This is a genomic window from Pseudomonas sp. LBUM1679 (assembly GCF_059695565.1).
In genome coordinates this window covers 5,848,277-5,872,739 of the sequence record NZ_CP166774.1, presented here as the reverse complement: position 1 = coordinate 5,872,739, position 24,463 = coordinate 5,848,277, and the positions used below count along the sequence as shown (strand labels likewise).

The following is a 24,463-nucleotide window of genomic DNA, read 5'->3' as shown; positions in this document are numbered from 1 at the left end:
TTGACTCAATGTCCATGCGTAACGATGCCAACGACGACTTCGACGATGTACCGAGCCTGCGTGCCGACAACCTCGACGACGATGATTTTGTGCCCACCACTCGCACCTCGGTGCGTTCGCGCACGACGCCGGTGGTCAAGGTCAAAAGTCCGAGCACCGGCCCGTTGTGGGCGCTGGTCGGCGCCTTGTTCTTTGCGTTCGCCGGCCTTGCCTGGTGGAGCTTTCAGCAAATCTCGCTGATGGAACAGCAACTGGTGGCGACTCAGGAAAGCTTCGCCCGTATCAGCGAGGACGCGGCGGGGCGCCTGCAGGACATTTCCGGCAAGGTGGTCGCCAGCCAGACCAACGTCAGCAGCGACAGCGAAGCCCTGAAACTGCAGATCAAACAGCTGGAAAGCAAACTTCAGGATCAGGGCAAGCAGCAGCAAGGTGTCGCCGGCCAGACCTCCGAGCTGGACAAGCGTCTGGCGCAGATGACTGCGCAAACCACTGAACTGGACAAGCGTCTGGCGCAGTTGACTACGCAATCCACCGAGCTGGATAAGCGACTGGCGCAGTTGAGCACCCAGAACACCGAACAACAGAGCGCCAACACGCAATTGCAGGCGCAGGTCAAGGCGTTGGACGGTGAATTGGCCGCGCTGAAAAGTGCCCCGTCCGACACCAGCAAGATTGACGCTCAGCTGAAAAGCCTCGGCGCCGACATCGCCGCGCTGAAGAAGCAAGGCAACCCGAGCGCCGCCATCGATCGTCTGGAGCAAGACATGATTGTCCTCAAGAGCCAGCAGGACAATCGTCCGAGTGCGGCACAAGGCGCCACCACCGCCGAATTCGACGCCTTCCGTGGCCAGGTCACGCGCAACATCAACACCCTGCAGGCACAGATCCAGACTTTGGCGCAGCAGCTGCGCAATCGGCCGTAATCGTCTGGCTGACAGCATATCTGCTGCGAGGCGGCTTTTTGTGGCGAGCGAGCTTGCTCCCGCTGGGTGGCGAGGCCGCCCTAAATCCATTCACCGCGGTTCTTCAGATATTCCGCGGTGGCCGATTTGCGACTGCTTCGCAGCCGAGCGGGAGCAAGCTCTCTCGCCACAAGAGCTCCTCGCACCCATCCTCACCGCATTGAGCTGTGGTTCGCTGAATATTCGTGCATAGCCCCCAGCCGTCTACGCTCTTGAAACACCGACAAGAACGAGGAATGCGTTATGGGGGTTTTGCATAAGTTAGCCTTGCTGGGCGCGATGGTTTTGCTGTGTCTGGGTCAGGTTCAAGCCGCCGGGACGGAAAAAGACGACCGCCAGGCCGCCATCGCCTTGCTGGAAAAGGCGTTGGCCTACTACCACGACAATGGTGAAAAAGCCTTCGCTGCGTTCAGCCGTCAAGGCGAGTTCGTCGACAAGGATCGTTATGTTTTCGTGGTCGACACCAAGGGCGTGATGCTCGCCAGCGGCGGGCCGTCTTCGGCGTTGATTGGTCGTGACGTGTCCGATGTGCTCGGACCGGATTTGCAGAAAGCCTTCAAGGATGCCTTGAAAGTGCCCGAAGGCAACGGTATTCAGCAGGCCGAATACCGCTGGCAGAACTGGTCCGACGGCAAGATCGAACGCAAGCATGTGTTCTATCAGCGCGTGGGACAGAGGATCCTGGCGGTGGGTTATTACCTGCCACGGGCGTCGGCGGAGCAGGCAATGGCCTTGCTGAACAAAGCGGCGACCGATCTGGCCAAGGACGAGAAGGGGACGCTGAAGGCGATCAATTCCCTCAAGGGCGGTTACTTGCAGGATGACCTGTATGTGTTCGTGGTCGACCTGAACAACCAGCGTTACGTTGCCCATGGCACCAGCCTGCGGTTGATCAATACCGATTTCGGCCAGGTCAAGGACCCGGAGGGCAAACCGGTTGGGGAGCCGATTCTGGCGCTGATCGCCAAGCAGGATTATGGCGATTACCAATACCGCTGGAAAAACCCGGTGACCGGCAAGGTCGAAGACAAGCATGCCTACCTGAAAAAGGTCGGGCATTTTCTGGTGGCGGTGGGGTATTACAGCCCTTGATTTCAGGGCGTCAATGACGACGCCATCGCGGGCAAGCCCACTCCCACATGGACCACGCAAATCCTGTGGGAGCGGCGGTGCGACGATTCGACTTGCCCGCGATGCAGGCGACTCGTTCTTTCTACCGAACCTTGTCTCCCCGCCCCCGAAGCACCCTGTTCGGCATGGCAATCGCCGCTGCCAGCCCCAGCAGCGACACCGCCGCACTGACCATCAGCAAATGCCGGAAAGTCAGCAGCAACTCCGCCCGCAAGGCATTCTGCGCATCCCCAGGTGCAGCGTTCAAACCGTCCAGCAAGACATTCCCCGAACTGCCCTCGGCGACTATTGACGAGCCTGCGAGGTGGGCGAAACCCGAATCCTGCAACAGCGCCAGCAGCAGTGCCGACATCAACGCCACACCCACGGCGCCGCCCAGCGAGCGGAACAGGTTGGTGGTGCTGGTGGCCACACCGATGTCGCGCTGATCCACCGCATTTTGCGTCCCCACCAACGACGTCGGGAACTGCATGCCGGAGGCGATACCGCTGAGCAACATGAACAGGCTGCTCCACAAAAAGGCCTGGGGCGGACTGAATGCCATGCCAAGAATCGAAACCGGCATGAGCATGGCACCCGTCAGGATCATCGGTTTGTAACGTCCGGTCACCGAGGTTCGGCGCCCGGCGATATACGCCCCGATCGGCAAGCCTATGGCCAATGGCAGCAGGTGCAGCGCGGCACTGTCGGCCCCGGCCCCGGTGACGCTCTGGAAGCGCAGTGGCATCAGCACAATCAGCGAGATCGCCTGGAAACTGGTGAAGAAAATCGTGCACCAGCACAGGATTGCATTGCGGTTGGCGAACAGATGCATCGGCAGCAACGGCTCCCGTGCTCGACGTTCGTGCCAGACAAACAACCCCAGGACCATGACCGAGCAGGCGAGCAGGCCCACTACTTCGGCACTGCGCCAGGCATGGCCCTGGCCGACCTCGGTGATGCCCAGCAACAAGACGGTCAATCCGATGATCATCAATAACGTGCCGAAGTAATCGATGATCGGTTTGCGCTGCGGCACCGGCAGCCCCACCAGCGTGTGATTGGCCACCAGCCACGCGCCCAGGCCCAGCGGCAGATTGATCAGAAACACCCAGCGCCAGGACAGGTATTCGGTCATGTAGCCACCGAGCACCGGACCGGCGACGCTGGCCACCGCGTACATACTGCTGAAGTAGCCCTGATAGCGTCCGCGTTCCCGAGGTGGAACGATATCGCCGATGATCGCCTGGCTGACCGAAATCATCCCGCCCGCACCGATGCCCTGGAGAATCCGCGCCAGCACCAGTTGCTCCATGCTCTGGGCCAGGCCGCAGAACAGCGAAGCCAGCGTGAACAAGCCCATGCCGAACAGCATCAATTTGCGGCGGCCGTACAGATCGCCCAATTTGCCGTAGATAGGCACTGCCACTGTCATCGCCACCATGTAGCCGGAAATGACCCAGGCCAACAGGCTGACGTCCTTGAATTGCGCGGAGATGGCCGGCATTGAAACGGCGACGATGGTCTGGTCCAGCGCGCCGAGAAATATGGCCAGCATCAGGGCGATCAACACGCTGCGAATGGCCGGCTTGGGCGTATCAGGCTGGTTGAGGTTGGTCACGGTAGAACCTGCGGGCAGTGATTGACACCCGCCAGGCGCAAGGCGAGCGGGTAAGTGCTCGCCAGTGTAAGTCGGTAGTAGGCTATTCGATAGCCTCGTACGGAAGTCCGCCGTCGTTTTCTGCGATGGTTTTTTCGACCCGCTGCTGAGTCGACACAATACTGGAGTGCCGACATCGACGATGTGTTGATAATTTTTATGGGTCGTGTGCTTGCATTTTTCACTTGCGGGTCTGTCAATTGAAGGTGAAAACTGAGCTGTACATTCTGCCAATCGGTGCGATTATCGCCCGTCAGCCCTGAGGCCTGGATTGAAGTGATGAACAAGCCTGACATGCCTTCGATTCCAGTGTTCAAGCTCTACGGTGAAAGCCTGGACTGGCCGACCCCGGACTTGCTGCACTGTGAAACCATTTCCAAACGCAGCCGCGAACACCAGTGGGAAATCAAACCCCACCGTCACGCCGATTTATGCCAGTTGCTCTTCGTATTCAAAGGTCAGGCCGAGCTTGAAATCGAAGGCCAACGTACGCAACTGACTGAACCGGCGATCCAGGTCCTGCCACCGCTGTCGGTGCACGGCTTTCGCTTTTCCGAGGACGTCGAAGGGTTTGTCGTGACCCTCGCCGCACCGCTGGTCGCCCATCTGCAGGCGCAACTGGGCAACGCGGTGAACGCCCTGGCCCTGGCGGAAAGTTATCCGGCGGGCAAGGACGGCGAGTACCTCAATAGCCTGTTTTTAGCCCTGCAAAACGAGTACACCGGCCATCAGCCGGCGCGCGAGATGCTCATGCATTCGCTGGTCAGCGTGATCATGGTGTGGGTCAGCCGTCAGGTGCTTCAGCGCCGGTCCGCCAGCCAGCGTCCGCAGCGAGCCCGGGAATACCTCAACGGTTTTATTCAGTTGGTGGAAGAAACCTACCGCCAGCACGTCAAGGTCGAAGACCTGGCGCATCGCCTGGGGATTTCCGTGTCCCACCTCAATGGCACGTGCCGTGAGCTGGCGGGGCAACCGGCGTTGCAGATCATGCATGAACGTCAGTTGCTGGAGGCCAAGCGCTTGCTGACCTACACCAGCATGACCATTTATGAAATGTCCGACGTGTTGGGGTTTTCCGATCCGACCAACTTCACGCGCCTGTTCCGCCGCCGGGTGGGAATCTCGCCCAAGGCTTTTCGCGACCGCTTGAAGGCCGATCAGGGCAACGGGACCTGATCCCCTTCGTCAGCGGAGGGCGTTGAGGGTCGCGTTGTGGGGCATGCAACGCTCGAAATTGCAGCTCGCGGCTTCACGGGGCAGTTGGCGCAACTGCTCGACGCGCCAGGCTGCCGTGCCATACAGCGCCAACGTGGCCGCGCAGGTGATGAAAATCGCGAGGTACCTTCTTGTTCTGATGTTCATGGCGCTGACCTCTGAACGAATACCCTTGGGTATTTACATTGAGCATAGGTCAGTGCCGGTGAAATGCCACTAATGTGGCCTGCGCATGTAACCGGATGTTCAGAACGCTGATAACCCCTGTAGGAGCTGGCTTGCCAGCGAAGGCGTCGTCACAGAAATATCGAGCACAGATCACTCTATTGATTTGTGCTTTTTTATGCGTGATAGGAATATGTCGACCGGTAATCTTGATGGTTTTTTCCAGTCAATCAGTTTCGTCTTTTTCATAGCGTTAAAAATCGACAGCGTCATGGGTTGTATTTCCTACGGTGTTTGCCGTTGTAGTGAAGTTGATGGGGGCGTTTTGAAAGGCTATCGTGGGTTCCACCACTGTTAGTGGTCAAGGACAACTATCCTGTAATGTATCTTGTAGTTAATTAGATTGGAGTAGCAAAGGATGCCACTATGAAAGAGCGAGAGAAAATTGATTTCACGGGTATTGCGTTGAAGGCGGTGCAAGAGTTGCAAGGTGTGGACTCGATTGCAGAGGCGGCAAAATATGTGCCCGTTCAATACTTCGGTGTCATGGCGGGTAAAGACGCACCGGATTACCAGGATGGAACTTTTATTGTTAAAAGAGCTAATCTTTTCGCCATCAAACGTTATGTCGAGGCTAGTCTGCGTGAGCCGGTCGACCTTAGCGCAATCGAGAAACAGCTAGGCTATAAGAGACTTGATATTGACGGGCTTGAGCCTGCGGATTTTCAGCAATTGAACCAGCGCATTCACCAGCACGCGCTGTCTTGGACAACACTGGAGCGCGAGACCAAGGTCCTTGGCTCGCAACTGGATATTTTCGCCAAAGGGTTCGTCAACACCGGACGGGACGTAGTCTCTCATCTGAAAAATTTTGCCGGGTACAAGGATTTGAGCGGTACGGTTGATACCTTGTCAGATTCGGAACTCGCAGAACTCAAAGATATCCCGTTGAATGGCTCAGACATTGAAAAAGTACAAAGTCTGGAAAAATTTTTTAAGCGGATGATAAAGGATGTCGTAAATTTTTTCCTCTCCGTAGCAGAGGTCAAAGGGTTGGCGACCGAATTTTCCCGAAAAATTACGGTAGAGCTCCTGCCGGCAGTCAAAACCAAATTGGACTATGTTGATAAAGCGGGTATCGATGGGCCTGCGAAGATTGGGTCCATTAAGTCTCAGCTCGAACAACTCGATATACATATCGCCGAGAAGAACGCGGAGTACGCCAGTCTGGTCGGTTATGCCTTTGCCGGCCTTGTATTCGGCCCCATTGGCGTTGCTATTACCGGGGGTATTTACGGCTTCCAGGCGGAAACTGTCAGAAGCGAGAGAAACGCGTTGATCGAATCCCGAACCGATCTGCTGAAAAAGATGGACCGTGCAACTATTTCAACGTCATTAAGCGACTTGGCTGGGCGATTGACTAACATGAAAGCGCTGATGATAGACGCAGAACAAGGCGCAAAAAACCTGGAGGATGTTTGGGCAATCATATGGGTTAATGTCGTGGAGTCCGCCGAGCGATTGGCTACGGCCAGGAACGCATTTGATCTGAATTTGCTGGTTCTGGACTTGCAGGACGTGATCGAACCGTGGAACGTTATTCAAGGGCATGCCAAGGCTTTGTCCAATGTTTTCAATGAAACGGTTGGTTGATGTTTTATTTGATATTTCAAGGATGGAAGGGTTCATGATGAACAATATTATTAACGATACTCACGGTTACACGACACCCGACAGGCAGGCCATGAAAGTCAGCCAACGGCACTTCGATACCTTGGTGGCCGATAAAACGTTTGAATTTCTGCCTGCTGTACAAGACAAGGCGTTGTACTTGCGTGATCAGCTCAACACCTATGATCATTGCACCGGCGACTATCTGAAAAAGACGATTGCAGCGCTGAACAACGTCCAGTTCACCAGTATTCTGACGCGCCTCGAAGAGATCCGGAATCACCCGACCGCAGCCGCCAGTATGCGTGAAGGGAAGATTATCGATCTTTTGAAGTATTGCGCGGATCGTGTCGAAGTTGCGCGGGTTTCGGTAGAAACGGCCGCCCAGGATTTGCGTCAGGCGACACGCAACCTTAAGGACATCAGATTCGCCGAGCACGGTGCCGATCTTGTGCCGATCGAAACGGGTCGACGGGCACGTCTGGTGCATGCGATCGCGGGACTACGGGACGACCAGACAAAACTTCAGGAGGAAAAATGCGTCATCGATGCCCAGATTGCACAGCTTCAGGCACCGGGATGGCTGGATACTTTTAATCAGCTGATACCCAGTGCAAAAGACATCGAGACGACAATGAAGCTGGTGACCACTCCAGCGCTGGATCGTGAATTTCTTGAACAGGTGCTCGCCCGCCTCAAAGGCAATCTGCAAGGGATTGAAAATGGGCGGCGTTACTCAAACCTGACGGAGGCACGAGACAGTGTTTGGACACGACTGGGTAAGGTGCAAAAAGAGCTGACGGATGCCGACTCCCAGCTCCAGGAAGCAGGCAATCGGCTGCAGAAGCTCGAAGCTATCAAAACCCTCGATCAGGTCACTGGAAACTGGGTGCGGGAAGCACAGAAAATACTGGCAGCGTATGAGCATTTTTTACAAACGAACGCGCCGTCATTGATAGTCGATGTACCATCGATTCAGGCGATGGCCGGGCGCTACACAGCGACAGTGAATTTCCTTGGAGCCATTTCCTGGCGATGAGTGCCTGCCGGGCCTAGGACATGGCCCGCGCCTGAGCTTGCAGCCATTCGAGCAGCTCGGTCAAAGGAGCACTCGGGGCGGGTCGTTCAGGGTGAACAAGATAATACGCCAACCCCGTGCGTACTTTGAGTTCAAAGGGCATCACCAACCGGCCGGCCCGCAAGTCATCACCGATCAACGACCAGTCCCCGATGGCCACCCCTGTACCCTGGGAGGCCATCGACATGGCCAGGTCCAGTGTTTCGAAATGCTGCCCCTTGCCGACGTTGCTTAAGTGAACGTCGGCAGTTTTGAGCCAGGCTTTCCAGTCCCGCTCATCGCTGGTCGGATGCAGTAACAGGTGTCGCTCCAGATCAGCCGGGGTGAAGAGTGGTACCGGACCTTCAAGCAGGGGTCTGGAACAAACTGGCGTCAGTTGTTCATCGAACAAATGATGGGCCACCAATGCACTGTCGGGCGGTGCGCCATACATCACCGCCGCATCAAACTGCTCGCGCTGAAAATCCACCCCATGCTTGACCGTAGTGGTCAATTCTACGGGCACATCCGGACGTTCCCGTTGCCACTGCAGCAGCCGCGGCAACAACCAGCGCATGACACAGGTCGGCGCCTTGAGTTGCAAGGTTTCGCGCTTTTCGCCGATCTGCTCCACCGCCTCGTCGATCAAGCCGAAAATCTGCTGGACCCGTGGCAGCCACTCCCGTCCTTCGGCCGTGAGATCGAGGCCTCGGGCCTGGCGAATGAACAGTTCATATCCCAGATGATCTTCCAGCCCGGCGATCTGCCGGCTCACCGCGCCTTGGGTGATGTACAGCTGCTCGGCGGCCCGGGTGAAGTTGCAGCACTGCGCGGTAATCAGAAAAGTGTGCAGCGCCGGCAGGGGAGGCAATCGTTTCATTGGGATCCAAGGTATGACGTGAGGTCATGGCTAGTATGACTTTTTATCCATTGTTGCGGCTACGTGTCGCCCGTTCCAATGAGGCCATCCCTGGACCTGCCGACTCATCATAAACACTGCGCAGGCCCGGCGTCTCAAACGAACAAGAAGGGCAATGACATGGCGACGTGCGGCGAAGTATTGGTCAAGTTACTCGAAGATTACGCTGTGGAGCAGGTGTTCGGCATTCCCGGGGTTCACACCGTGGAGCTGTACCGCGGGCTGGCCCGTTCGAGCATCAACCACGTCACTCCGCGTCACGAACAGGGCGCCGGTTTCATGGCCGACGGCTATGCGCGCACCAGCGGCAAACCGGGCGTGTGCTTTATCATCACCGGCCCGGGCATGACCAACATCACCACGGCCATGGGTCAGGCTTATGCCGACTCGATCCCGATGCTGGTGATCTCCAGCGTACAGACCCGCAACCAGTTGGGTGGCGGTCGCGGCAAGCTGCACGAGCTGCCGAACCAGAGCGCCTTGGTCGGCGGTGTGGCGGCGTTTTCCCACACCCTGATGTCGGCGTCCGAGTTGCCGGGTGTGCTGGCCCGTGCCTTTGCCCTGTTCCAGGCCGGTCGTCCGCGTCCGGTGCACATCGAAATCCCATTGGATGTGCTGGTCGAAGAGGCCGATGACCTGCTCGCCAGCCTGCCAGTGAACATCGACCGCGCCGGTGCTTCGCCGAGCGCGATCAACCGCATGACCGAGTTGCTCGCCGGCGCCAAGCGTCCACTGATCCTCGCCGGTGGCGGCGCCATCGATGCGGCTGCCGAACTGACTGAACTGGCCGAACTGCTGGATGCGCCGGTGGCCCTGACCATCAATGCCAAAGGCATGCTCGAATCCAGGCATCCGTTGCTGATCGGTTCGACCCAGAGTCTGGTTGCCACTCGCGCGTTGGTCGCCGAGGCCGACGTGATATTGGCGATCGGCACCGAACTGGCCGAGACCGACTACGACGTGACCTTCGCCGGTGGTTTCGAGATTCCTGGCAAGTTGCTGCGGGTGGACATCGACCCGGACCAGACCGTGCGCAACTATCCGCCGCATGTCGCGCTGGTGTCCGACTCGCGCAATGCGGCCCACGCCTTGCTGAGCGCGCTGTCCCACAAGTCGCTGGCCGAACGCCGCAACGATTGGGGCCAGGTGCGTGTTGCACGCTTGCGCGAAGAACTCGCTGCCACCTGGGACGCGCCGACCCTGGCGCAGACGCGCTTCCTGGAAACCGTCTTGCACGAATTGCCGGACGCCGTTTTCGTCGGCGATTCGACCCAACCGGTCTACACCGGCAACCTGACGTTCAACCCGGAACGTCCGCGTCGCTGGTTCAACTCGTCCACCGGCTACGGCACCCTCGGCTATGCGTTGCCGGCAGCGATTGGCGCCTGGCTCGGCGGCAGTGCTGAAAACGGTACCCGGCCCCCGGTGGTGTGCCTGATCGGCGACGGTGGCTTGCAATTCACCCTGCCAGAACTGGCCAGCGCCGTTGAAGCACGCACCCCGGTGATTGTCCTGCTGTGGAATAACCAGGGCTACGAAGAGATCAAGAAATACATGGTCAACCGCGCCATCGAGCCGGTCGGCGTGGACATCTATACCCCGGACTTCATCGGCGTGGCCAAGGCGCTGGGTTGTGCGGCCGAAGCCGTCAACGGTGTCGAGCAACTGCGCAGTGCGCTGCGCGCCGCCACCGATCGCCAAGGCCCGACGCTGATCGAAATCGACCAGACCCAGTGGATGCAGGCGGTGTCGAAATGAGTTTTCCTACGACGCTCGATGGCCTGTACATCAATGGCCAATGGTCCGCCGGCAACGAACATCTGCGGGTGATCAACCCCGCGACCGAAGCCTTGTTGACCACCGTCAACGGCGGTGATGAACGCGCTGTCGATCACGCCGTCAGCGCGGCGACCGAAGCCTTCAAGGGCTGGTCGACCACCACCGGCGTCGAGCGTGGTGCGATCCTGCGCAACATCGCTGCGGGCGTGCAGGCCGGTCGCGAGCAGTTGATGCACTTGCAGTCGAGCAACAACGGCAAACCGCTGTTCGAAGCGGCTATCGACGTTGATGATGTGATCGCCACGTTCGAGTATTACGCCGGGCTGGCCGAAGGACTCGACGCCAGGCAAGACAGTGCCGTGGCGCTGCCCACCGATGACTTCAGCGCCCGCCTGCGCCGCGAGCCTTGCGGTGTGGTCGGCCTGATCGTGCCGTGGAATTTCCCGATGGTCACCACCGCCTGGAAACTCGCCCCGGCGTTGGCCGCCGGTTGCTGTGTGGTGCTCAAGCCTTCCGAAGTGACACCGCTGCCGGAACTGGAACTGGCGGCGATCATCGCCGGGGCGGGTCTGCCCAAGGGCGTGTTCAATCTGGTCTGCGGCACAGGCCTGGCGGTCGGTGCGCCGCTGTCAGCCGATCCGCGCATTGCCAAAATCTCCTTCACCGGCAGCAACGCAGTCGGCGTGCAAGTGATGCAACGGGCAGCGGAAACGGTGAAGGGCGTGAGCCTGGAACTGGGCGGTAAATCCTCGCTGCTGGTGCTCAAGGACGCCGACATCGAACTGGCCGTGGAAGTGGCCTGTGGCGGCGGTTTTTTCAACGCCGGGCAGATGTGTTCCGCCACCAGCCGTGTGCTGGTCGCCGATGAACTGGCCGATGAGTTTCTGGCGAAACTGAAAACTCGTGCCGAGACCATTCGCGTGGCCGACCCGTTCGACCCGAACGTGGAAATGGGCGCACTGGTCAATCAGGCGCAATACCAGCGTGTGCTCGGTCACATCGATCGCGGTTTGAGTGCCGGCGCCACACTGATTTACGGCGGCAATCGTCCGGCAGACCTGCCGCGCGGCTATTTTTTACAGCCGACGATTTTCACCGACGTGCCCTTGGACAGTGCGCTGTGGTGTGAAGAGATTTTTGGCCCGGTCATCTGCGTGCGCAGTTTCACCAGCGAAGCCGAGGCGATTGCCTTGGCCAACGACAGCCAGTTCGGCCTGGTGGCCAGCGTGGTCACTCGCGACACCGAGGCTGCGGATCGGGTCGCCAATGCCTTGCAGGCGGGGCTGGTGTGGATCAACGCGCCGCAAGTGATCTTCCCGCAGACCGCCTGGGGTGGCTACAAGCAGAGCAGCATCGGCCGTGAATTGGGCCCGTGGGGTTTGCAGGCCTTTCAGGAAATCAAACACGTGATTCGGGCGCTCTGACGGCTCGAAAACGGGCGGCGCATGCCTCGTGATGAGGCATGCGCCAGCGTCATGGCTTCAATGAGTTTTTATCGATAGTCAGGTGTTTTGCACGACCTCAGGATGACGCTGTCGGCGCCGCTCTTGCCCTTTGAAACCGGGGGCTTCAAGCAGGTCCGACCGCGCGGATGCAAGGGTTGCGACCCACCTCATACTTAAAAAAACAAAGGGAGTCCTTCATGGGCGAGCATGATCTGAACAGACGTCAATTCATCAAAACCGTGGGTGTGGCGTCCGTAGCCGCAGCGGCCATGAGCCTGCCCTTCGTCCGGGCCAATGCCAGCGACACGCGCTTCCAGGGCAAGACCCTGCGCCTGCTGACCTGGTCTGACGACACCGGCCTGGCCGCACTGCGCAATATCGCAGCCACCTTCGAGGACAAGTACGGTTGCAAAGTCGTCGCCGACCGCACCGGCAGCACCTCGGAAATGGTCGCCAAACTCAAGGCCGCCGGTGATCGTCCGCAGTACGATGTCATCACCCTGGCCGGCGTCGGCGCCGAAGGTCTGGCCGCCGCCGGGCTGCTGGAAAAACCCGACCTCAACCGCATTCCCAACCTGGTCGACGTGCCGGAAAAATACCGCACCGGCGCCAGTGGCCACGGCATTGGTTACCTGCTGTGGTGCAACAGCCTGGTCTACAGTACCCGCACCGTGAAAGAAGCGCCGGACAGCTACGCCGCGATGTGGGACGCCGACCTGGCACCGAACATCTTCCTGCCGCCGCCGAACTGGACCGAAGCGATGGACCTGATCATCATCGCCGCCAAACTGGCCGGTGGTGACGAGCACAACATCGAACCTGGCTTCAAGAAACTCGCCGAACTCAAGGATCGCGTGGTGACCCTGGGGGAAAACCCGAACCAGATCGCCGAGCTGTTCCGCACTGGTTCCCTGGACATGGGCGGCTTGTACGCACCGGCGTTTTTCCCCAAACAGATCCGCGATCCGGCCTACGGTCTGGGCGCCACCTTCGGCATGAAGGAAGGCTTCTACACCGACCTGATGCTGTCGGTGATGCCGAAGAATCGTCCAGGCGATACCGACCTGGTCTACGCCTTCATCAACCACTCCCTGGACCCGCTGGTGCAGGGCAAGATGGCCGAAGACATCTACAACGGCCCGGTCAACGCCAAGGCGATCATCTCCGCCGAAGCGCGCAAGAGCCCGTACATCCTCACGCCGGAGCAGATTGCCGAGAAGGCGATCATGCACGACAACGCCTTCCTGGCCTCCGTGCATGACCAATGGATTCGTCGCTACACGGAAATCTTTTCTTCCTGATCGAGTGGCGAACACAAGTCTTGCGAACACCGCAAAACCCTGTGGGAGCGGGCTTGCCCGCGATGACGGCCTTCCTGTCGACAATGATGTGACTGACAGATCGCTATCGCGGGCAAGCCCGCTCCCACAGGGTCAGCGGTGGTTTTGAGGGCTGTGTTTGCCAGCTGCTTTCCATTGACGAGACCACTGCTATGGAACACCAACCTCTGACTCACCCGGTAAGCGTGGCCTCCGCGCGCGTCAACCGGGGCGTTTCGCCGACGACCCGTGCCTGGTTTTTCCTCTCGCCGTCGATGCTGTTTCTGGGCGTGCTGATTGCCGCCAGCCTCCTGGTGTTGCGCATGAGCGTAGGCACCAAGGGCGCGGAATGGACCGGGTTCAGCCTGGCCAGTTACGCCCAGCTGCTGGAGCCCTATTACCTGAAATCCTTGCTGCTGACCCTGCGCCTGGCCCTGATCAGCGCGGTGATCGCGGTGGTGCTGGCGATCCCGGTGGCCTACACCATGTCGCGGCTGACCTCGCCCTTTGTGCGACGGATCTTCCTCGCGGCGGTGCTGTTGCCGTTGCTGGTCAACCTGCTGCTGCAAAGCTATGGCTGGCTGGTGATCCTGGGTCCTGGCGGCATGCTCAACCAGGCGCTGATGGGCCTGGGCCTGATCAAGCGCCCGATCATGCTGCTGTACAACCAGAACGGCGTCCTGATGGGCCTGGTGCAGACGGCTTTCCCGCTGGCGGTGCTGCCGATTGCCAGCGCCATGCGCGGTGTCGCCCGTACCTACGAAGAAGCTGCCGCCACCCTGGGCGCCAGTCGCTTGCAGGTGTTTCGTCAGGTGGTGCTGCCGATGAGCATGCCGGGGATCATCACGGGTGCGACGTTGGTATTCGCCTACAACGCCAGCAGTTTCGTGGTGCCGCTGCTGCTCGGTGGCCGACGCGTGCCGATGCTGGCCGTGATGGTGCATGACCAGATCGCCCCGCTGATGAACTGGCCTGCCGCGTCCGCTGCCGGTGTGGTGTTGATTGTCACCACGCTCGCGATCATGACCTTGTCCGAATACATCACCGGCCGTCGTCGGCGCATGCTGGAGGCTTCCCAATGAGTACCCTGACCAAGAAGCGTTATGGGCTGCTGCCCGGCGAGACCGGCAAGTTTGCCGGCATCCTGTCGGGCTTCATCCTGTTGCTGGCGGTGTTGCCGATCCTGACCATGATCGTGATGTCGTTCAGCGGAGCGTCGAACCTCGACTTCCCGCCGAGCAGCTACAGCCTGCAATGGTACAAGGCCGCCTGGCACACCTTTGTCTCGCCGGACTCCAGCGATGTGCTGAGCCTGGGCAAGGCCATGACCACCAGCCTGATGGTCGCTTGCCTGACCATGGTCTTCGCCACCATTGTCGCGGTGCCCGCCGCCTATGCCCTGACCCGTTGCGAGTTCCGTGGCAAGGCCGTGGCGCTGCAGCTGATGTCTTTGCCCCTGGTATTCCCCATGGTGGTATTGGGGCTGGCGTTGCTGCTGGTGTTCGACAGCCTGCCGTTCCAGATGACCACCTCGAGGCTGGTGATTGCCCACGTGATTCTGGCGTTGCCGTTCGTGGTGAAGAACTGCACCGCCGCGATGCTCTCCATCGGCAGCGAAGTCGAAGAGGCCGCGCAGATGCTCGGCGCCTCACCGCTGCGGGCGATTGTCGATGTGGTGGTGCCGTTGATGAAGTCGGGGATCCTGGCGGGGATGCTGCTGGCGTTCATCGTCTCGTTCAACGAATTCACCGTGACCTATTTCCTCTACACCATCGACGTCATGACCGTGCCGATCTGGATGTACAGCCGCACCGTGTCTTCGCTCGACCCTACCGTTTTCTCGTTTGCCGTGCTGATCGTGCTAATCGACTTCGTCCTGATCTGGGCGTTGGAGAAGCTGGTCGGTGAAGGTGGCGTTTCGTTCTGATTCTTGAGGTGATTCATATGTCTGGTCTGATTCTGGAAAACGTCGAGAAACATTACGGCTCGGCCTGCGCGGTAAAGGATGTAAACCTGCATTTGCCGGAAGGCAAACTGGTGTGTTTTCTCGGCCCGTCGGGCTGCGGCAAAACCACCTTGCTGCGCATGATCGCCGGGCTTGAAACCCTGAGCGGCGGCGAGATTCGCCTGGACGGTGAAGACATCGGCCACACCCCGGCGCACCAGCGCAATTTCGGCATGGTGTTCCAGTCGCTGGCGCTGTTTCCGCATATGACGGTGGGGGAGAACATCGCCTATCCACTGAAACTGCGTGGCGTCAGCAAGGCTGATCAGCAGGCGCGGGTGGTGGAGTTGCTGGAGCTGATTCAACTGCAGGAAATGATTGATCGCCCGGTGGCCAAACTCTCCGGCGGTCAACGCCAGCGCGTGGCGATTGCCCGGGCGATTGCCAATCACCCGAAAATCCTGTTGCTCGACGAACCGTTGTCGGCATTGGATGCCAAACTGCGCGAATCCATGCAGGTGGAAATCCGCCAGCTGCAACAGCGCCTGAACATCACCACCATCATGGTGACCCACGATCAGCGTGAAGCCATGACCATGGCGGATATCGTCGTTGTGCTGGGTGAACATCGCGTGCAGCAAGTGGGGACGCCGATCGAGATCTACCGTCATCCGGCCAACGAGTTCGTCGCGGACTTTATCGGCTCGGGCAACATCTTCCCGGCCACCGCGCTGGGCAATGGCAGGGTGGGCTTGCCCGGTGGCGATGCCCTGCAAGTACCGATCTGCAGCAGTATCGTGGTCGGGGAGAAGATCAAGATGCTGATTCGCCCGGAAGACCTGCAACTGTCGCAACCCCAGGCAACGGCGGGTAATCGCTTGCTCGGCAAGGTGACGTTCGTGCGTGATATCGGTGCGACGATTGAAACCACCGTGGAGTGTTCCGGGGTGTCCTTTACGGCATTGAGCACGCCGTGTCAGGGGTTTGGGTTGAGCATTGGCAATCCGGTGTCGGTGACCTTGCCGGCCGAGGCTTGCCGGGTGCTCAGCGCCTGATCCAGATTTGATATTGGCCTTGCTGGCCTCATCGCGGGCAAGCCCGCTCCCACAGGAATCGCGTTGTACACAAAACCTGTGGGAGCGGGCTTGCCCGCGATGAGGCCATCAGCCACACAACAAAAACTGGATCAAACCGACAACCGCAACCGCGCCAAATCCCGCAGCGGCGGCGCGCCGAACAACCGGCTGTACTCCCGGCTGAATTGCGACGGGCTTTCATACCCTACCCGATATCCCGCCGCCGACGCTTCCAGCCCTTCGGCCAGCATCAACCGCCGCGCCTCCTGCAAGCGCAACTGCTTCTGATACTGCAGTGGACTCATCGCCGTCATGGCCTTGAACCGATGATGCAGCGTCGATACGCTCAGGTTCACTTCCTTGGCCAGATCATCGATGCGCAACGGCTGCTCATAGTTGCCGTTGAGCCATTTGATGGCCTGGCTGATGCGATGGCTCTGGCTGTTGGCGATGGCAATTTCATACAGCCGATGCCCCTGCTGGCTGCGCAACAATCGATAGAGAATCTCCCGCCGAATCAGCGGCGCGAGCATGGCGATGTCTTTTGGTGTGTCCAGCAGGCGAGCCAGGCGCAGTACGGCGTCGAGCATCGCAGCGTCCAGCCGTTCAACGTACAAGCCACGCCCCGTCGGACGGGTAGGGACGCCGAGGGGGCCAGCGTCCGCGATCAGCGCGGTGATTTCCGCCGGATCAATGTCCAGTCGCACCGAAAGGATCGGTTCTTCAGACGTGACATTCACCACCCGCCCGCTCAGCGGCATCGAAACCGAGACCACCAGGTAATTCAGCGGATCGTAATTGAAGTATTCGTCGGCCAGCCTGACCTCTTTGCGCCCCTGCGCCATGATGCACAGGGCCGGTTGCGCCAGCACCGGGGCAAAGTCATGGGACTTGCTGTGTTTGGCCATGAACAGCGAACCGATGGCAGTGGCATAATTGCCATCGTCCTGCGTGTTGCGGCGGATGATGGCGGCCAGTTCCGCGCGCTGTTTCTCCATATCGGCGTCCAGCGGGGCTTGAAAGTGATCGAGCGACGACATGCAAGGCATCCTCGGTGGGACGTGGGTAATGAGCCGAGCTTAAGTTTGTGCAAGAGGAAGCGGTAGACACATCCTGCCTCAAGCTTGCCTGATTCTGCACTGGGTGAATTAGCGGTGGCTCTAAAACAGGGCAACCCCAGGCAATCTTGCTTGAAAGCCGTATTTCATGGGTGTGAACGCATTTACAGGTTGTTACAGGTTTTTTTTGAAGCCTCGCAGAATTGTGCAACAGGGCGGCAGGAATCGACTAACCGCAATGGCCCCGGCGCACTTAACCTTTGATCCTGTCGCAGCCCGTCCCACGGCTGCGGTCGACTACCTGGGAGGGTTGAACATGTCTACGCAGATCCCCGTCAGTCATATGGCCTTTGTCCGCGCCCGCGCCGGGCGTTCGGCAGAACTCGGTGTACGCCTGAGCGCATTGATCGAGCCGTCGCGCAGCACACCGGGTTGCTTGAGCTTTGCCTTGCAACATTCGCAATGCGATCCGCAATTGTGGCTGGTGTCCGGTTTCTGGATCAACCAACAGGCCATGACCGCCTATTTCAACAGCCCGGCCATGGCGATCTTCGCCGAGCTGGTGCAGGAGCTGGTGGTCAACAGCCTGGATTTCCATACCTTCAGGGACGTCTCGGCGGGTCAGGCTCTGGGCCACGCACAAGCACCGGTACACAAACTGGCCGGTTGAAGGTTTAATGGCGCCCATACTCCATTAGCCAGGATCCGCGACATGGCACGCAAAGCCTTTGAAACCTTCGAAGCCGTATCGGCCGTAGTGCCCCGCGAGGGCGGTTACTACGCGGCCATCGCCACCAAACAAATCGGTGGATCCGGTGCACCGCGCTTCAACAAACTGCTGGAAGACCAGACGTTCAAGACCGCCAGAGAGGCGGACGAAGCGGCCGCCCTGGAATTGACCCGGCTCAAGGGTGTCGGCGAAGACGGCGACCTGATCTGGTAATTACTTGACCGCCCCCGGGCGGAACATCTTGAACAATGCCTCAGGCCCCAGCTGGAAATAATCCGCTGGCCCGCCACCGCGCAGAATCGGTTCTGCCGCGGCGGTGTCGTACACCCCGTCCTTGAGCAACCATTTGGCGATATGCACGGCGACCACTTCGCCAAGGATCAGCCAGCTGGGTACCACGTTTCCGTCGGCCCGCTGCAACTGAATGATCTGGGTGACCTTGCACTCGAACGACACCGGACTTTCCGCCACTCGTGGCACCTGAATGATTTTCGAGGCAACGGGTGTCAGCCCGGACAGCTCGAATTCATTGACCTCAGGCGCGACCATGGCGCTGCTCTGGTTCATCAGCTCGGCCAGTGGCCGGGTCGCCAGGTTCCAGGCGAATTCGCCGGTCTGTTCGATGTTGTTCAGGCTGTCTTTGCGCCCGACGCTGGAAAAACCAATGATCGGCGGAATGTAGTTGAAGGCGTTGAAGAAACTGTAGGGCGCCAGGTTCAAATGGCCGCTGGCATCCTGTGAAGAAATCCAGCCGATGGGGCGCGGGCCGACGATCGCATTGAACGGATCGTGGGGCAGGCCGTGGCCATTGGCGGGTTCGTAGAAGTGGATGTCGTCGGGCATGGAGAGGTTTCCTGGGGCTAATTCGCGGATCGGGCCATAGTGCAAGGACGAGCGCGTTATTTCCAGTCGACTCGATCCCCTGTAGGAGCGAGCTTGCTCCGGGCGTCGTTCCGACGATGGTCTCGATCCCTGTAGGAGCGAGCTTGCTCGCGATGGTCGTTAACGATAACGCTTGAAACCTGACACCCCGCGGCGTTCTCAGGTTTTTCGCGAGCAAGCTCGCTCCTACGGGGAAGTGCGCTGATCCTGAGGTTTTGTGTTCTTCCAGATAGAGCAAAGCCCGGCCGAAGCCGGGCTTTGAACCTTCCATCCATTATCCGTCGCTGGCTTCTGCGGCCCCGGCTTTAGCGGAATCGTCAGCGGCATAAGTGTCCGACTGGGTGCGTTGCGCAGGGGTGTGGGCCTGGGCGGTGAAGGCGGCCGAGCCGGTTTTGTCGTAGCCGTCGGCAGCGTAGGTATTGGCTGCCAGAGCGGCAAGGATCAGCGAGAGGAACAGTTTGGTTTTCATGTGGTGACTCCAGGTGCTTATAAATCAGACACCTGGAGGGTCCATGGAGGGCATTAACCGCTGATTAATCCGGCTTCCGCCTTGTGTGACAGTTTGTTTATATAAGGGTCAGTCCGTCTCGATCCGTGAATGCTTGCGGGTGTCTTTCATGGTGATATACACCAGCAACGACACGGCAATGCACGCAGTGACATACCAGTAGTAGCCGGTTTCCATGCCGATGCTCTTGAACCACAGCGCGATGTATTCAGCAGTACCGCCGAAGATCGACACGGTCAGTGCGTACGGCAAACCAACGCCCAGCGCACGGATTTCCGTCGGGAACAGTTCGGCTTTGACCACCGCGTTGATCGAGGTATAGCCGCTGACGATGATCAGCGCCGCCATGATCAGGAAGAACGCGCCCCACCAGGTGGTGATGGTGTGGAGGGTGGTGAGGATCGGCACGGTGAACAGCGTCCCGAGAATACCGAAGGCAATCAGGATCGGCCGACGCCCGATTTTATCCGACAGCCCGCCAACGAGCGGTTGCAGGCACATGAACAGGAACAGCGTGGCGGCGGAAATGGTGGTGGAGTCGGAGATGCTCATGCCGACGGTGTTCACCAGGTATTTCTGCATGTAGGTGGTGTAGGTGTAGAACGCCAGGGTGCCGCCCATGGTCAGGCCGACCACGGTCATCAGTTCCTTCGGATGGCGCATCAAGGTGCGCATGGCGCTTTCCTTGGCCTTCTCTTTCTTGGTGAACGACTCGGTTTCTTCCATGCCACGACGCAGGTAGAGCGCGACCACGGCACACAGCGCGCCGATGGCGAACGGGATGCGCCAGCCCCAGGCGTACAGCTCTTCGGTGGTCAGGGTATTTTGCAGCACGATCAACACACCCAGCGCGATGAGCTGACCGGAGATCAGGGTCACATACTGGAAGCTGGAGAAGAAGCCGCGACGTTCCCTGGTTGCCATTTCGCTGAGGTACGTGGCCGAGGTGCCGTACTCGCCACCGACCGACAGGCCTTGCAGCAAGCGCGCGAACACCAGCAGGATCGGTGCGCCGATACCGATGGTTTCGTAACCCGGGCTCAAGGCGATCAGCAGGGAGCCGAAGCACATCAGGTACACCGAGGCCATCAACGCCTTTTTGCGCCCGACCTTGTCGGCATACAGGCCCATCACCCAGCCGCCGATCGGACGCATCAGGAAGCCCACGGCGAAGATCGCCGCCGTATTCAGAAGCTGTGCGGTGGTGTCGCCTTTGGGGAAAAAGGCCTTGGCGAAGTACAGGGAGAAGGCAGCGTAGACGTACCAGTCATACCACTCGACCATGTTGCCGACAGAGCCGCTGAAGATCGACTTGATACGGCTGGAGGTGGTTCTTGCTTTGGCTGGCGCGGCAGCCGACCCAAGGGGCAGGGTATTGGAGTTATCCATTGAAGGATCCTTCGTTTAATTGTTGTTGTGGAGCGCGGTTAAACGCAGCCTGCAGGGGCTATAGCAGGAGCTGTGCCAATCGGGAGAGGGCCGGTTTAGAGGGGGTTGCGGGATTTGATGAGCGGATTTCCGCTTATGAGAGGTCAGCTTTGAGCGGAAAATTGCCTATTAGCCTGGTGTGGGTGTGTTGCCTGTACCGGCCCCTTCGCTGGCAAGCCAGCTCCTACAGTTAATCGCGTTCCAGCTACCGACTCGATCACCTGTAGGAGCTGGCTTGCCAGCGAAGGGGCCGGTACAGGCACTACAAAACTCAACTGTCTGGCAAAAACATCTCGCGCGTCAGCCCATGCCGTTGCATCTTTTCATTGAAGGTACGGCGCGGCAGTTGCAGTTCTTCGAGCACCGCTTTCACATCACCTTTGTGCCGGATCAATGCCCCGCGCAGGCAATGCGCTTCAAACGCTTCCTGCTGCGCCGCCAGCGACTGCCCGGGATCGACGCCCGGTGGATCCGGCTCGTCCAGTCCCAGCACCTGACGCTCGGCGACGTTCGCCAGTTCACGCACATTGCCCGGCCAGTCGTGGCTCAGCAGATGGCTCAACTGCGGCCCGCTCAAGGGTGGGAAGGTACGCCCCAGACGCTCGGCGGCATTGTGCGCAAACGACTCGAACAACAGCGGAATGTCTTCGCGACGATCGCGCAACGGTGGCAAGCGCAACTCGGCCACGTTCAAGCGGTAGGCCAGATCCTCGCGAAAGCGTCCGGCCCGCGCTTCGTCCAGCAAGTCGGGTTTGGTCGCGGCGATGATCCGCAAATCCACGCGGATGCTCTGATTGGAACCCAACCGCTCGAGCTTCTGCTCCTGCAACACCCGCAGCAATTTCACCTGCTGGGCCAGGGGCATGCTTTCGATTTCATCGAGAAACAGCGTGCCGCCATCGGCGTATTCGAGCTTGCCGATGCGCTTGCCCTGAGCGCCGGTAAATGCACCGCTCTCGTGACCGAACAGCTCGGCCTCGAACAACTGCTCGGGGATCGCCGCGCAGTTCAAGGCCACGAACGGCTTGGCTGCGCGTGGTCCGAAATCATGCAGGCAACGGGCAACCAGCTCCTTGCCGCTGCCGGTTTCACCGCGGATCACCACGTTGACCGGCAGCGCCGCCAGGTCCAGCACTTGCCGGCGCAAGGTCTGCAAGCCACGGGACACGCCCAGCAGCGTGTTATCGAGTTTGGCGCGATTGTCCGCCTGCTCGTGCAGGGCCCGGTTTTCCAGGACCAGCCAGCGCTTGTCCAGCGCGCGACGCAGGCTGCCCAGCAGGGTTTCGGGGCTGAAGGGCTTTTCGAGGAAGTCGTAGGCGCCGTCGCGCATCGCTTCGACCGCCATCGGCACATCGCCGTGGCCGGTCAGCAGGATCACCGGCAGATCGGCATCGCGGCGTTGCACTTGCGCCAGCAGCTCCAGGCCGGTCATGCCGGGCATGCGCACGTCGCTGAGGATCACCCCGGGGAAATGTTCCGGCAACTGCGCCAGGCATTCATCGGCACGGCTGAACAGCTGCACCTCGAAACCCGACAGGCTCAGCCATTGTTCGACGGCGTCGCGGATGCTGCTTTCATCGTCGACCACTATCACTGAATTCAGCATGCGCCGTTGGCCTCTGGATCGATCGGCAAGGTGAGGGTGAACACCGCGCCGTTGGCGTGATTAGCGGCGCTCAGGCGTCCGCCCGATTCGTGCACGATGGCGAAGGATACCGCCAGACCGATGCCCAGGCCATCGCCCACCGGTTTGGTGGTGAAGAACGGATCGAACACCTTCGTCAGGTTTTCCTCGGCGATGCCGGTGCCGTTGTCGATCACGCTCAGGCGCCACAGTTGTTCGTCGGCTTCGAGGCGGATTTCCAGGCGCTTGCAGGGTTTATCCTGCATCGCATCGAGAGCGTTGCGCAGCAGATTGATCAGCACCTGTTCCAGGCGGATCGCATCGCCCCGCACCCAGGCCGGCCGCGTCAGGTGCAATACCGTGCTCACCTGTTCATCGCGCAGACGGGGGTCGAGCAGTTGCAGCGATTGGTCCACCACCGCCGCCAGGTCCAGGCGTTCGCGCAAACCGCTGGGGCTTTTGCGGGCAAAGGTTTTCAAATGACCGGTGAGGGCGGCCATGCGCGTCAGCATGTCATCCACCGGTTTGAGTGCCTTGTAGGCATCATCGATGCGGCCGTGATCGAGCAGCAGCCTCAGCGTAGCCAACTGCATGCGCTGGGCGGTCAGCGGCTGATTGATTTCATGCGCCAGCGCGGCAGACATCTGGCCGAGGGCGGCGAGTTTGGCCGATTGCACCAGACCGTCCTGCGCCGTGCGCAGGTCGCGGGTACGCTCTTGTACCAGCTGTTCGAGCTCTTCGCGGCTGCGCTGGCGCATTTTCGCCAGGCGCCAGCGCTGGTTGAGGAACAGCAGCAGGAACACCAGCGCCAGCCACAACCCGGCAGCGGCCAGTGCCGCATTGCGCACATCTTCTAAGGCCACTTGCGGGCGGCGCAGCAGGTGCAGCGTCCAGCCTTCGGCGGCCAGCGGCAGGGATTCCCACAGGTACTCGGCCTTGCCGTCAGGGCCATCGACCCGGGTCAGATCACTGTCGTCGTCGAAACGGTGCAGGGATTGATAGTCCAGCAGCGTCAGGGGCTGCTTGTCATATTGACGGGTGGCTTTAAGTTCGGCGTGATCGCTGTCGTTCAGCGGTTGCAACAGGCGATAACGCCAGCCCGGCTGGTTGGCGATGAAAATGATACCGCGTGCGTCACTGACCAGCAGCGTGTCGCTGCCCTGGCGCCATTCGCGTTCCAGCTCCGGAAACTCGAGCTTGACCACCATCGCGCCGAGGAACCGGCCATCGTCATCGGTGACCGCACTGGACAGGAAGTAACCGGGAATCCCGCTGGTCACCCCCACCGCATAAAAGCGCCCGGTGCCCCGGGTGCGGGTCTGGCTGAAATAGGGGCGAAAACCGTAGTTATGACCGACGTAACTGCTGGGCAAACGCCAATTGCTGGCCGCGATGGCAAGGCCGGTGTGATCAAGCAGTTCCAGGGTCGAGGATTCGGCTGCGCCGTTGATTTTTTCCAGCTTGAGGTTCAGCGCATTCTGTTGCCCGGGGCTCAACGGGCCCTTGAGTGCCGAACGCAATTGCGGGTCCAGGGCGAGCACGGCGGGCAGGGCGCGGTAACGTTCGATCAGGGTGTGCAGTGACGTGGCGTACAACCCCAATTGCTGATTGGCGAGTGCAGCGTCTTCCACCAGGGCCTGACGCTCGGCGTGGCGTATGGCCAGGGCGGCGGCGAGGGCTGCGCCAGCCAGAATAACAACGATGTACAGCGTCAGGCGCAGGGGGCGGGAAGACTCGAACATGCGGGGCATAACACAATGATTGCAGGGGGGCGCACCATAACATGTCCCCTTGTAGGAGCGTGCTTGCTCGAGATGGACATTAATGATGACGCGTTCTTTCTGAATGAACGCATTGCTCTCAGGTCCTTCGCGAGGAAGCCCATCCCCTGTAGGAGCAAGCTTGCTAGC

The 24,463-nt window shown here is 59.7% G+C and carries 22 protein-coding genes; 13 read left to right on the top strand and 9 right to left on the bottom strand.

Annotation, left to right across the window (positions count from 1 at the left end):
• Positions 1 to 8 precede the first annotated feature (8 nt).
• Both ACA062_RS26790 and ACA062_RS26785 read left to right on the top strand, forming a co-directional pair.
• On the top strand, positions 9 to 923 hold the full coding sequence (locus ACA062_RS26790) for an ATPase (RefSeq protein WP_497453736.1): 915 nt from the start codon (positions 9 to 11) through the stop codon (positions 921 to 923).
• A 282-nt stretch (positions 924 to 1,205) separates the two neighbouring features.
• Positions 1,206 to 2,054 (top strand): cache domain-containing protein, encoded by an 849-nt coding sequence (locus ACA062_RS26785; RefSeq protein WP_497453735.1) that lies wholly within the window; start codon positions 1,206 to 1,208, stop codon positions 2,052 to 2,054.
• A 121-nt stretch (positions 2,055 to 2,175) separates the two neighbouring features.
• Here the strand turns inward: ACA062_RS26785 and ACA062_RS26780 are convergent, their stop codons facing one another.
• Entirely contained in the window at positions 2,176 to 3,693 is a 1,518-nt protein-coding gene (locus tag ACA062_RS26780; RefSeq protein ID WP_497453734.1) for an MDR family MFS transporter, read from the bottom strand.
• 318 nt (positions 3,694 to 4,011) lie between these two features.
• Between ACA062_RS26780 and ACA062_RS26775 the strand changes: the two genes are divergently transcribed.
• Positions 4,012 to 4,908, top strand: a complete 897-nt coding sequence (locus tag ACA062_RS26775) for a helix-turn-helix domain-containing protein (RefSeq protein WP_497453733.1) — start codon at positions 4,012 to 4,014, stop codon at positions 4,906 to 4,908.
• A 9-nt stretch (positions 4,909 to 4,917) separates the two neighbouring features.
• On the opposite strand, the gene ACA062_RS26770 is transcribed toward ACA062_RS26775, so the two are convergent.
• Positions 4,918 to 5,094 (bottom strand): hypothetical protein, encoded by a 177-nt coding sequence (locus tag ACA062_RS26770; RefSeq protein WP_178084714.1) that lies wholly within the window; start codon positions 5,092 to 5,094, stop codon positions 4,918 to 4,920.
• Between the two features lie 444 nt (positions 5,095 to 5,538).
• Between ACA062_RS26770 and ACA062_RS26765 the strand changes: the two genes are divergently transcribed.
• A complete protein-coding gene (locus ACA062_RS26765; protein ID WP_497453732.1) occupies positions 5,539 to 6,765 on the top strand; it encodes an alpha-xenorhabdolysin family binary toxin subunit A in 1,227 nt (408 codons plus the stop codon).
• A gap of 34 nt (positions 6,766 to 6,799) precedes the next feature.
• The gene (locus ACA062_RS26760) at positions 6,800 to 7,822 is read left to right on the top strand and encodes an alpha-xenorhabdolysin family binary toxin subunit B (protein WP_497453731.1); all 1,023 of its coding nucleotides are present in this window, start codon (positions 6,800 to 6,802) and stop codon (positions 7,820 to 7,822) included.
• 13 nt (positions 7,823 to 7,835) lie between these two features.
• Here the strand turns inward: ACA062_RS26760 and ACA062_RS26755 are convergent, their stop codons facing one another.
• The gene (locus ACA062_RS26755; protein WP_497453730.1) at positions 7,836 to 8,720 is read right to left on the bottom strand and encodes a LysR substrate-binding domain-containing protein; all 885 of its coding nucleotides are present in this window, start codon (positions 8,718 to 8,720) and stop codon (positions 7,836 to 7,838) included.
• Positions 8,721 to 8,879: 159 nt separating this feature from the next.
• On the opposite strand from ACA062_RS26755, the gene ACA062_RS26750 reads away from it, so the two are divergent.
• The 6 genes from ACA062_RS26750 (at position 8,880) to ACA062_RS26725 (ending at position 16,302) form a co-directional block, all read left to right on the top strand.
• Positions 8,880 to 10,517 (top strand): 5-guanidino-2-oxopentanoate decarboxylase, encoded by a 1,638-nt coding sequence (locus ACA062_RS26750; RefSeq protein WP_497453729.1) that lies wholly within the window; start codon positions 8,880 to 8,882, stop codon positions 10,515 to 10,517.
• Positions 10,514 to 11,962 carry an aldehyde dehydrogenase family protein gene (locus ACA062_RS26745; protein WP_497453728.1) on the top strand — a complete coding sequence of 483 codons (1,449 nt, stop codon included), beginning with the start codon at positions 10,514 to 10,516 and terminating at the stop codon, positions 11,960 to 11,962. The genes ACA062_RS26750 and ACA062_RS26745 overlap by 4 nt, the downstream gene beginning before the upstream one ends.
• A gap of 218 nt (positions 11,963 to 12,180) precedes the next feature.
• Positions 12,181 to 13,284 carry an ABC transporter substrate-binding protein gene (locus ACA062_RS26740; protein WP_497453727.1) on the top strand — a complete coding sequence of 368 codons (1,104 nt, stop codon included), beginning with the start codon at positions 12,181 to 12,183 and terminating at the stop codon, positions 13,282 to 13,284.
• Positions 13,285 to 13,475: 191 nt separating this feature from the next.
• On the top strand, positions 13,476 to 14,384 hold the full coding sequence (locus tag ACA062_RS26735) for an ABC transporter permease (protein WP_497453726.1): 909 nt from the start codon (positions 13,476 to 13,478) through the stop codon (positions 14,382 to 14,384).
• The gene (locus tag ACA062_RS26730) at positions 14,381 to 15,229 is read left to right on the top strand and encodes an ABC transporter permease (protein WP_128870019.1); all 849 of its coding nucleotides are present in this window, start codon (positions 14,381 to 14,383) and stop codon (positions 15,227 to 15,229) included. Before ACA062_RS26735 ends, ACA062_RS26730 begins: the two co-directional genes overlap by 4 nt.
• 17 nt (positions 15,230 to 15,246) lie before the next feature.
• On the top strand, positions 15,247 to 16,302 hold the full coding sequence (locus ACA062_RS26725) for an ABC transporter ATP-binding protein (protein ID WP_497453725.1): 1,056 nt from the start codon (positions 15,247 to 15,249) through the stop codon (positions 16,300 to 16,302).
• A 131-nt stretch (positions 16,303 to 16,433) separates the two neighbouring features.
• On the opposite strand, the gene ACA062_RS26720 is transcribed toward ACA062_RS26725, so the two are convergent.
• Positions 16,434 to 17,363 carry an AraC family transcriptional regulator gene (locus ACA062_RS26720; protein WP_497453724.1) on the bottom strand — a complete coding sequence of 310 codons (930 nt, stop codon included), beginning with the start codon at positions 17,361 to 17,363 and terminating at the stop codon, positions 16,434 to 16,436.
• A 334-nt stretch (positions 17,364 to 17,697) separates the two neighbouring features.
• Here ACA062_RS26720 and ACA062_RS26715 point away from each other — a divergent pair, with 334 nt between their 5' ends.
• Positions 17,698 to 18,051 carry a putative quinol monooxygenase gene (locus ACA062_RS26715; protein ID WP_497453723.1) on the top strand — a complete coding sequence of 118 codons (354 nt, stop codon included), beginning with the start codon at positions 17,698 to 17,700 and terminating at the stop codon, positions 18,049 to 18,051.
• 42 nt (positions 18,052 to 18,093) lie between these two features.
• On the top strand, positions 18,094 to 18,324 hold the full coding sequence (locus tag ACA062_RS26710; protein ID WP_497453722.1) for a hypothetical protein: 231 nt from the start codon (positions 18,094 to 18,096) through the stop codon (positions 18,322 to 18,324).
• Here ACA062_RS26710 and ACA062_RS26705 read toward each other — a convergent pair whose 3' ends face one another.
• From ACA062_RS26705 to ACA062_RS26685, 5 genes are all read right to left on the bottom strand, one after another.
• Positions 18,325 to 18,954, bottom strand: a complete 630-nt coding sequence (locus ACA062_RS26705; RefSeq protein WP_497453721.1) for a flavin reductase family protein — start codon at positions 18,952 to 18,954, stop codon at positions 18,325 to 18,327.
• A gap of 313 nt (positions 18,955 to 19,267) precedes the next feature.
• Positions 19,268 to 19,462, bottom strand: a complete 195-nt coding sequence (locus ACA062_RS26700) for a hypothetical protein (RefSeq protein WP_497453720.1) — start codon at positions 19,460 to 19,462, stop codon at positions 19,268 to 19,270.
• Between the two features lie 108 nt (positions 19,463 to 19,570).
• The gene (locus tag ACA062_RS26695) at positions 19,571 to 20,890 is read right to left on the bottom strand and encodes an MFS transporter (RefSeq protein WP_497453719.1); all 1,320 of its coding nucleotides are present in this window, start codon (positions 20,888 to 20,890) and stop codon (positions 19,571 to 19,573) included.
• Positions 20,891 to 21,200: 310 nt separating this feature from the next.
• Positions 21,201 to 22,535, bottom strand: a complete 1,335-nt coding sequence (locus ACA062_RS26690; RefSeq protein WP_497453718.1) for a sigma-54-dependent transcriptional regulator — start codon at positions 22,533 to 22,535, stop codon at positions 21,201 to 21,203.
• Positions 22,529 to 24,295, bottom strand: a complete 1,767-nt coding sequence (locus ACA062_RS26685) for a sensor histidine kinase (protein WP_497453717.1) — start codon at positions 24,293 to 24,295, stop codon at positions 22,529 to 22,531. Before ACA062_RS26685 ends, ACA062_RS26690 begins: the two co-directional genes overlap by 7 nt.
• Positions 24,296 to 24,463 lie beyond the last annotated feature (168 nt).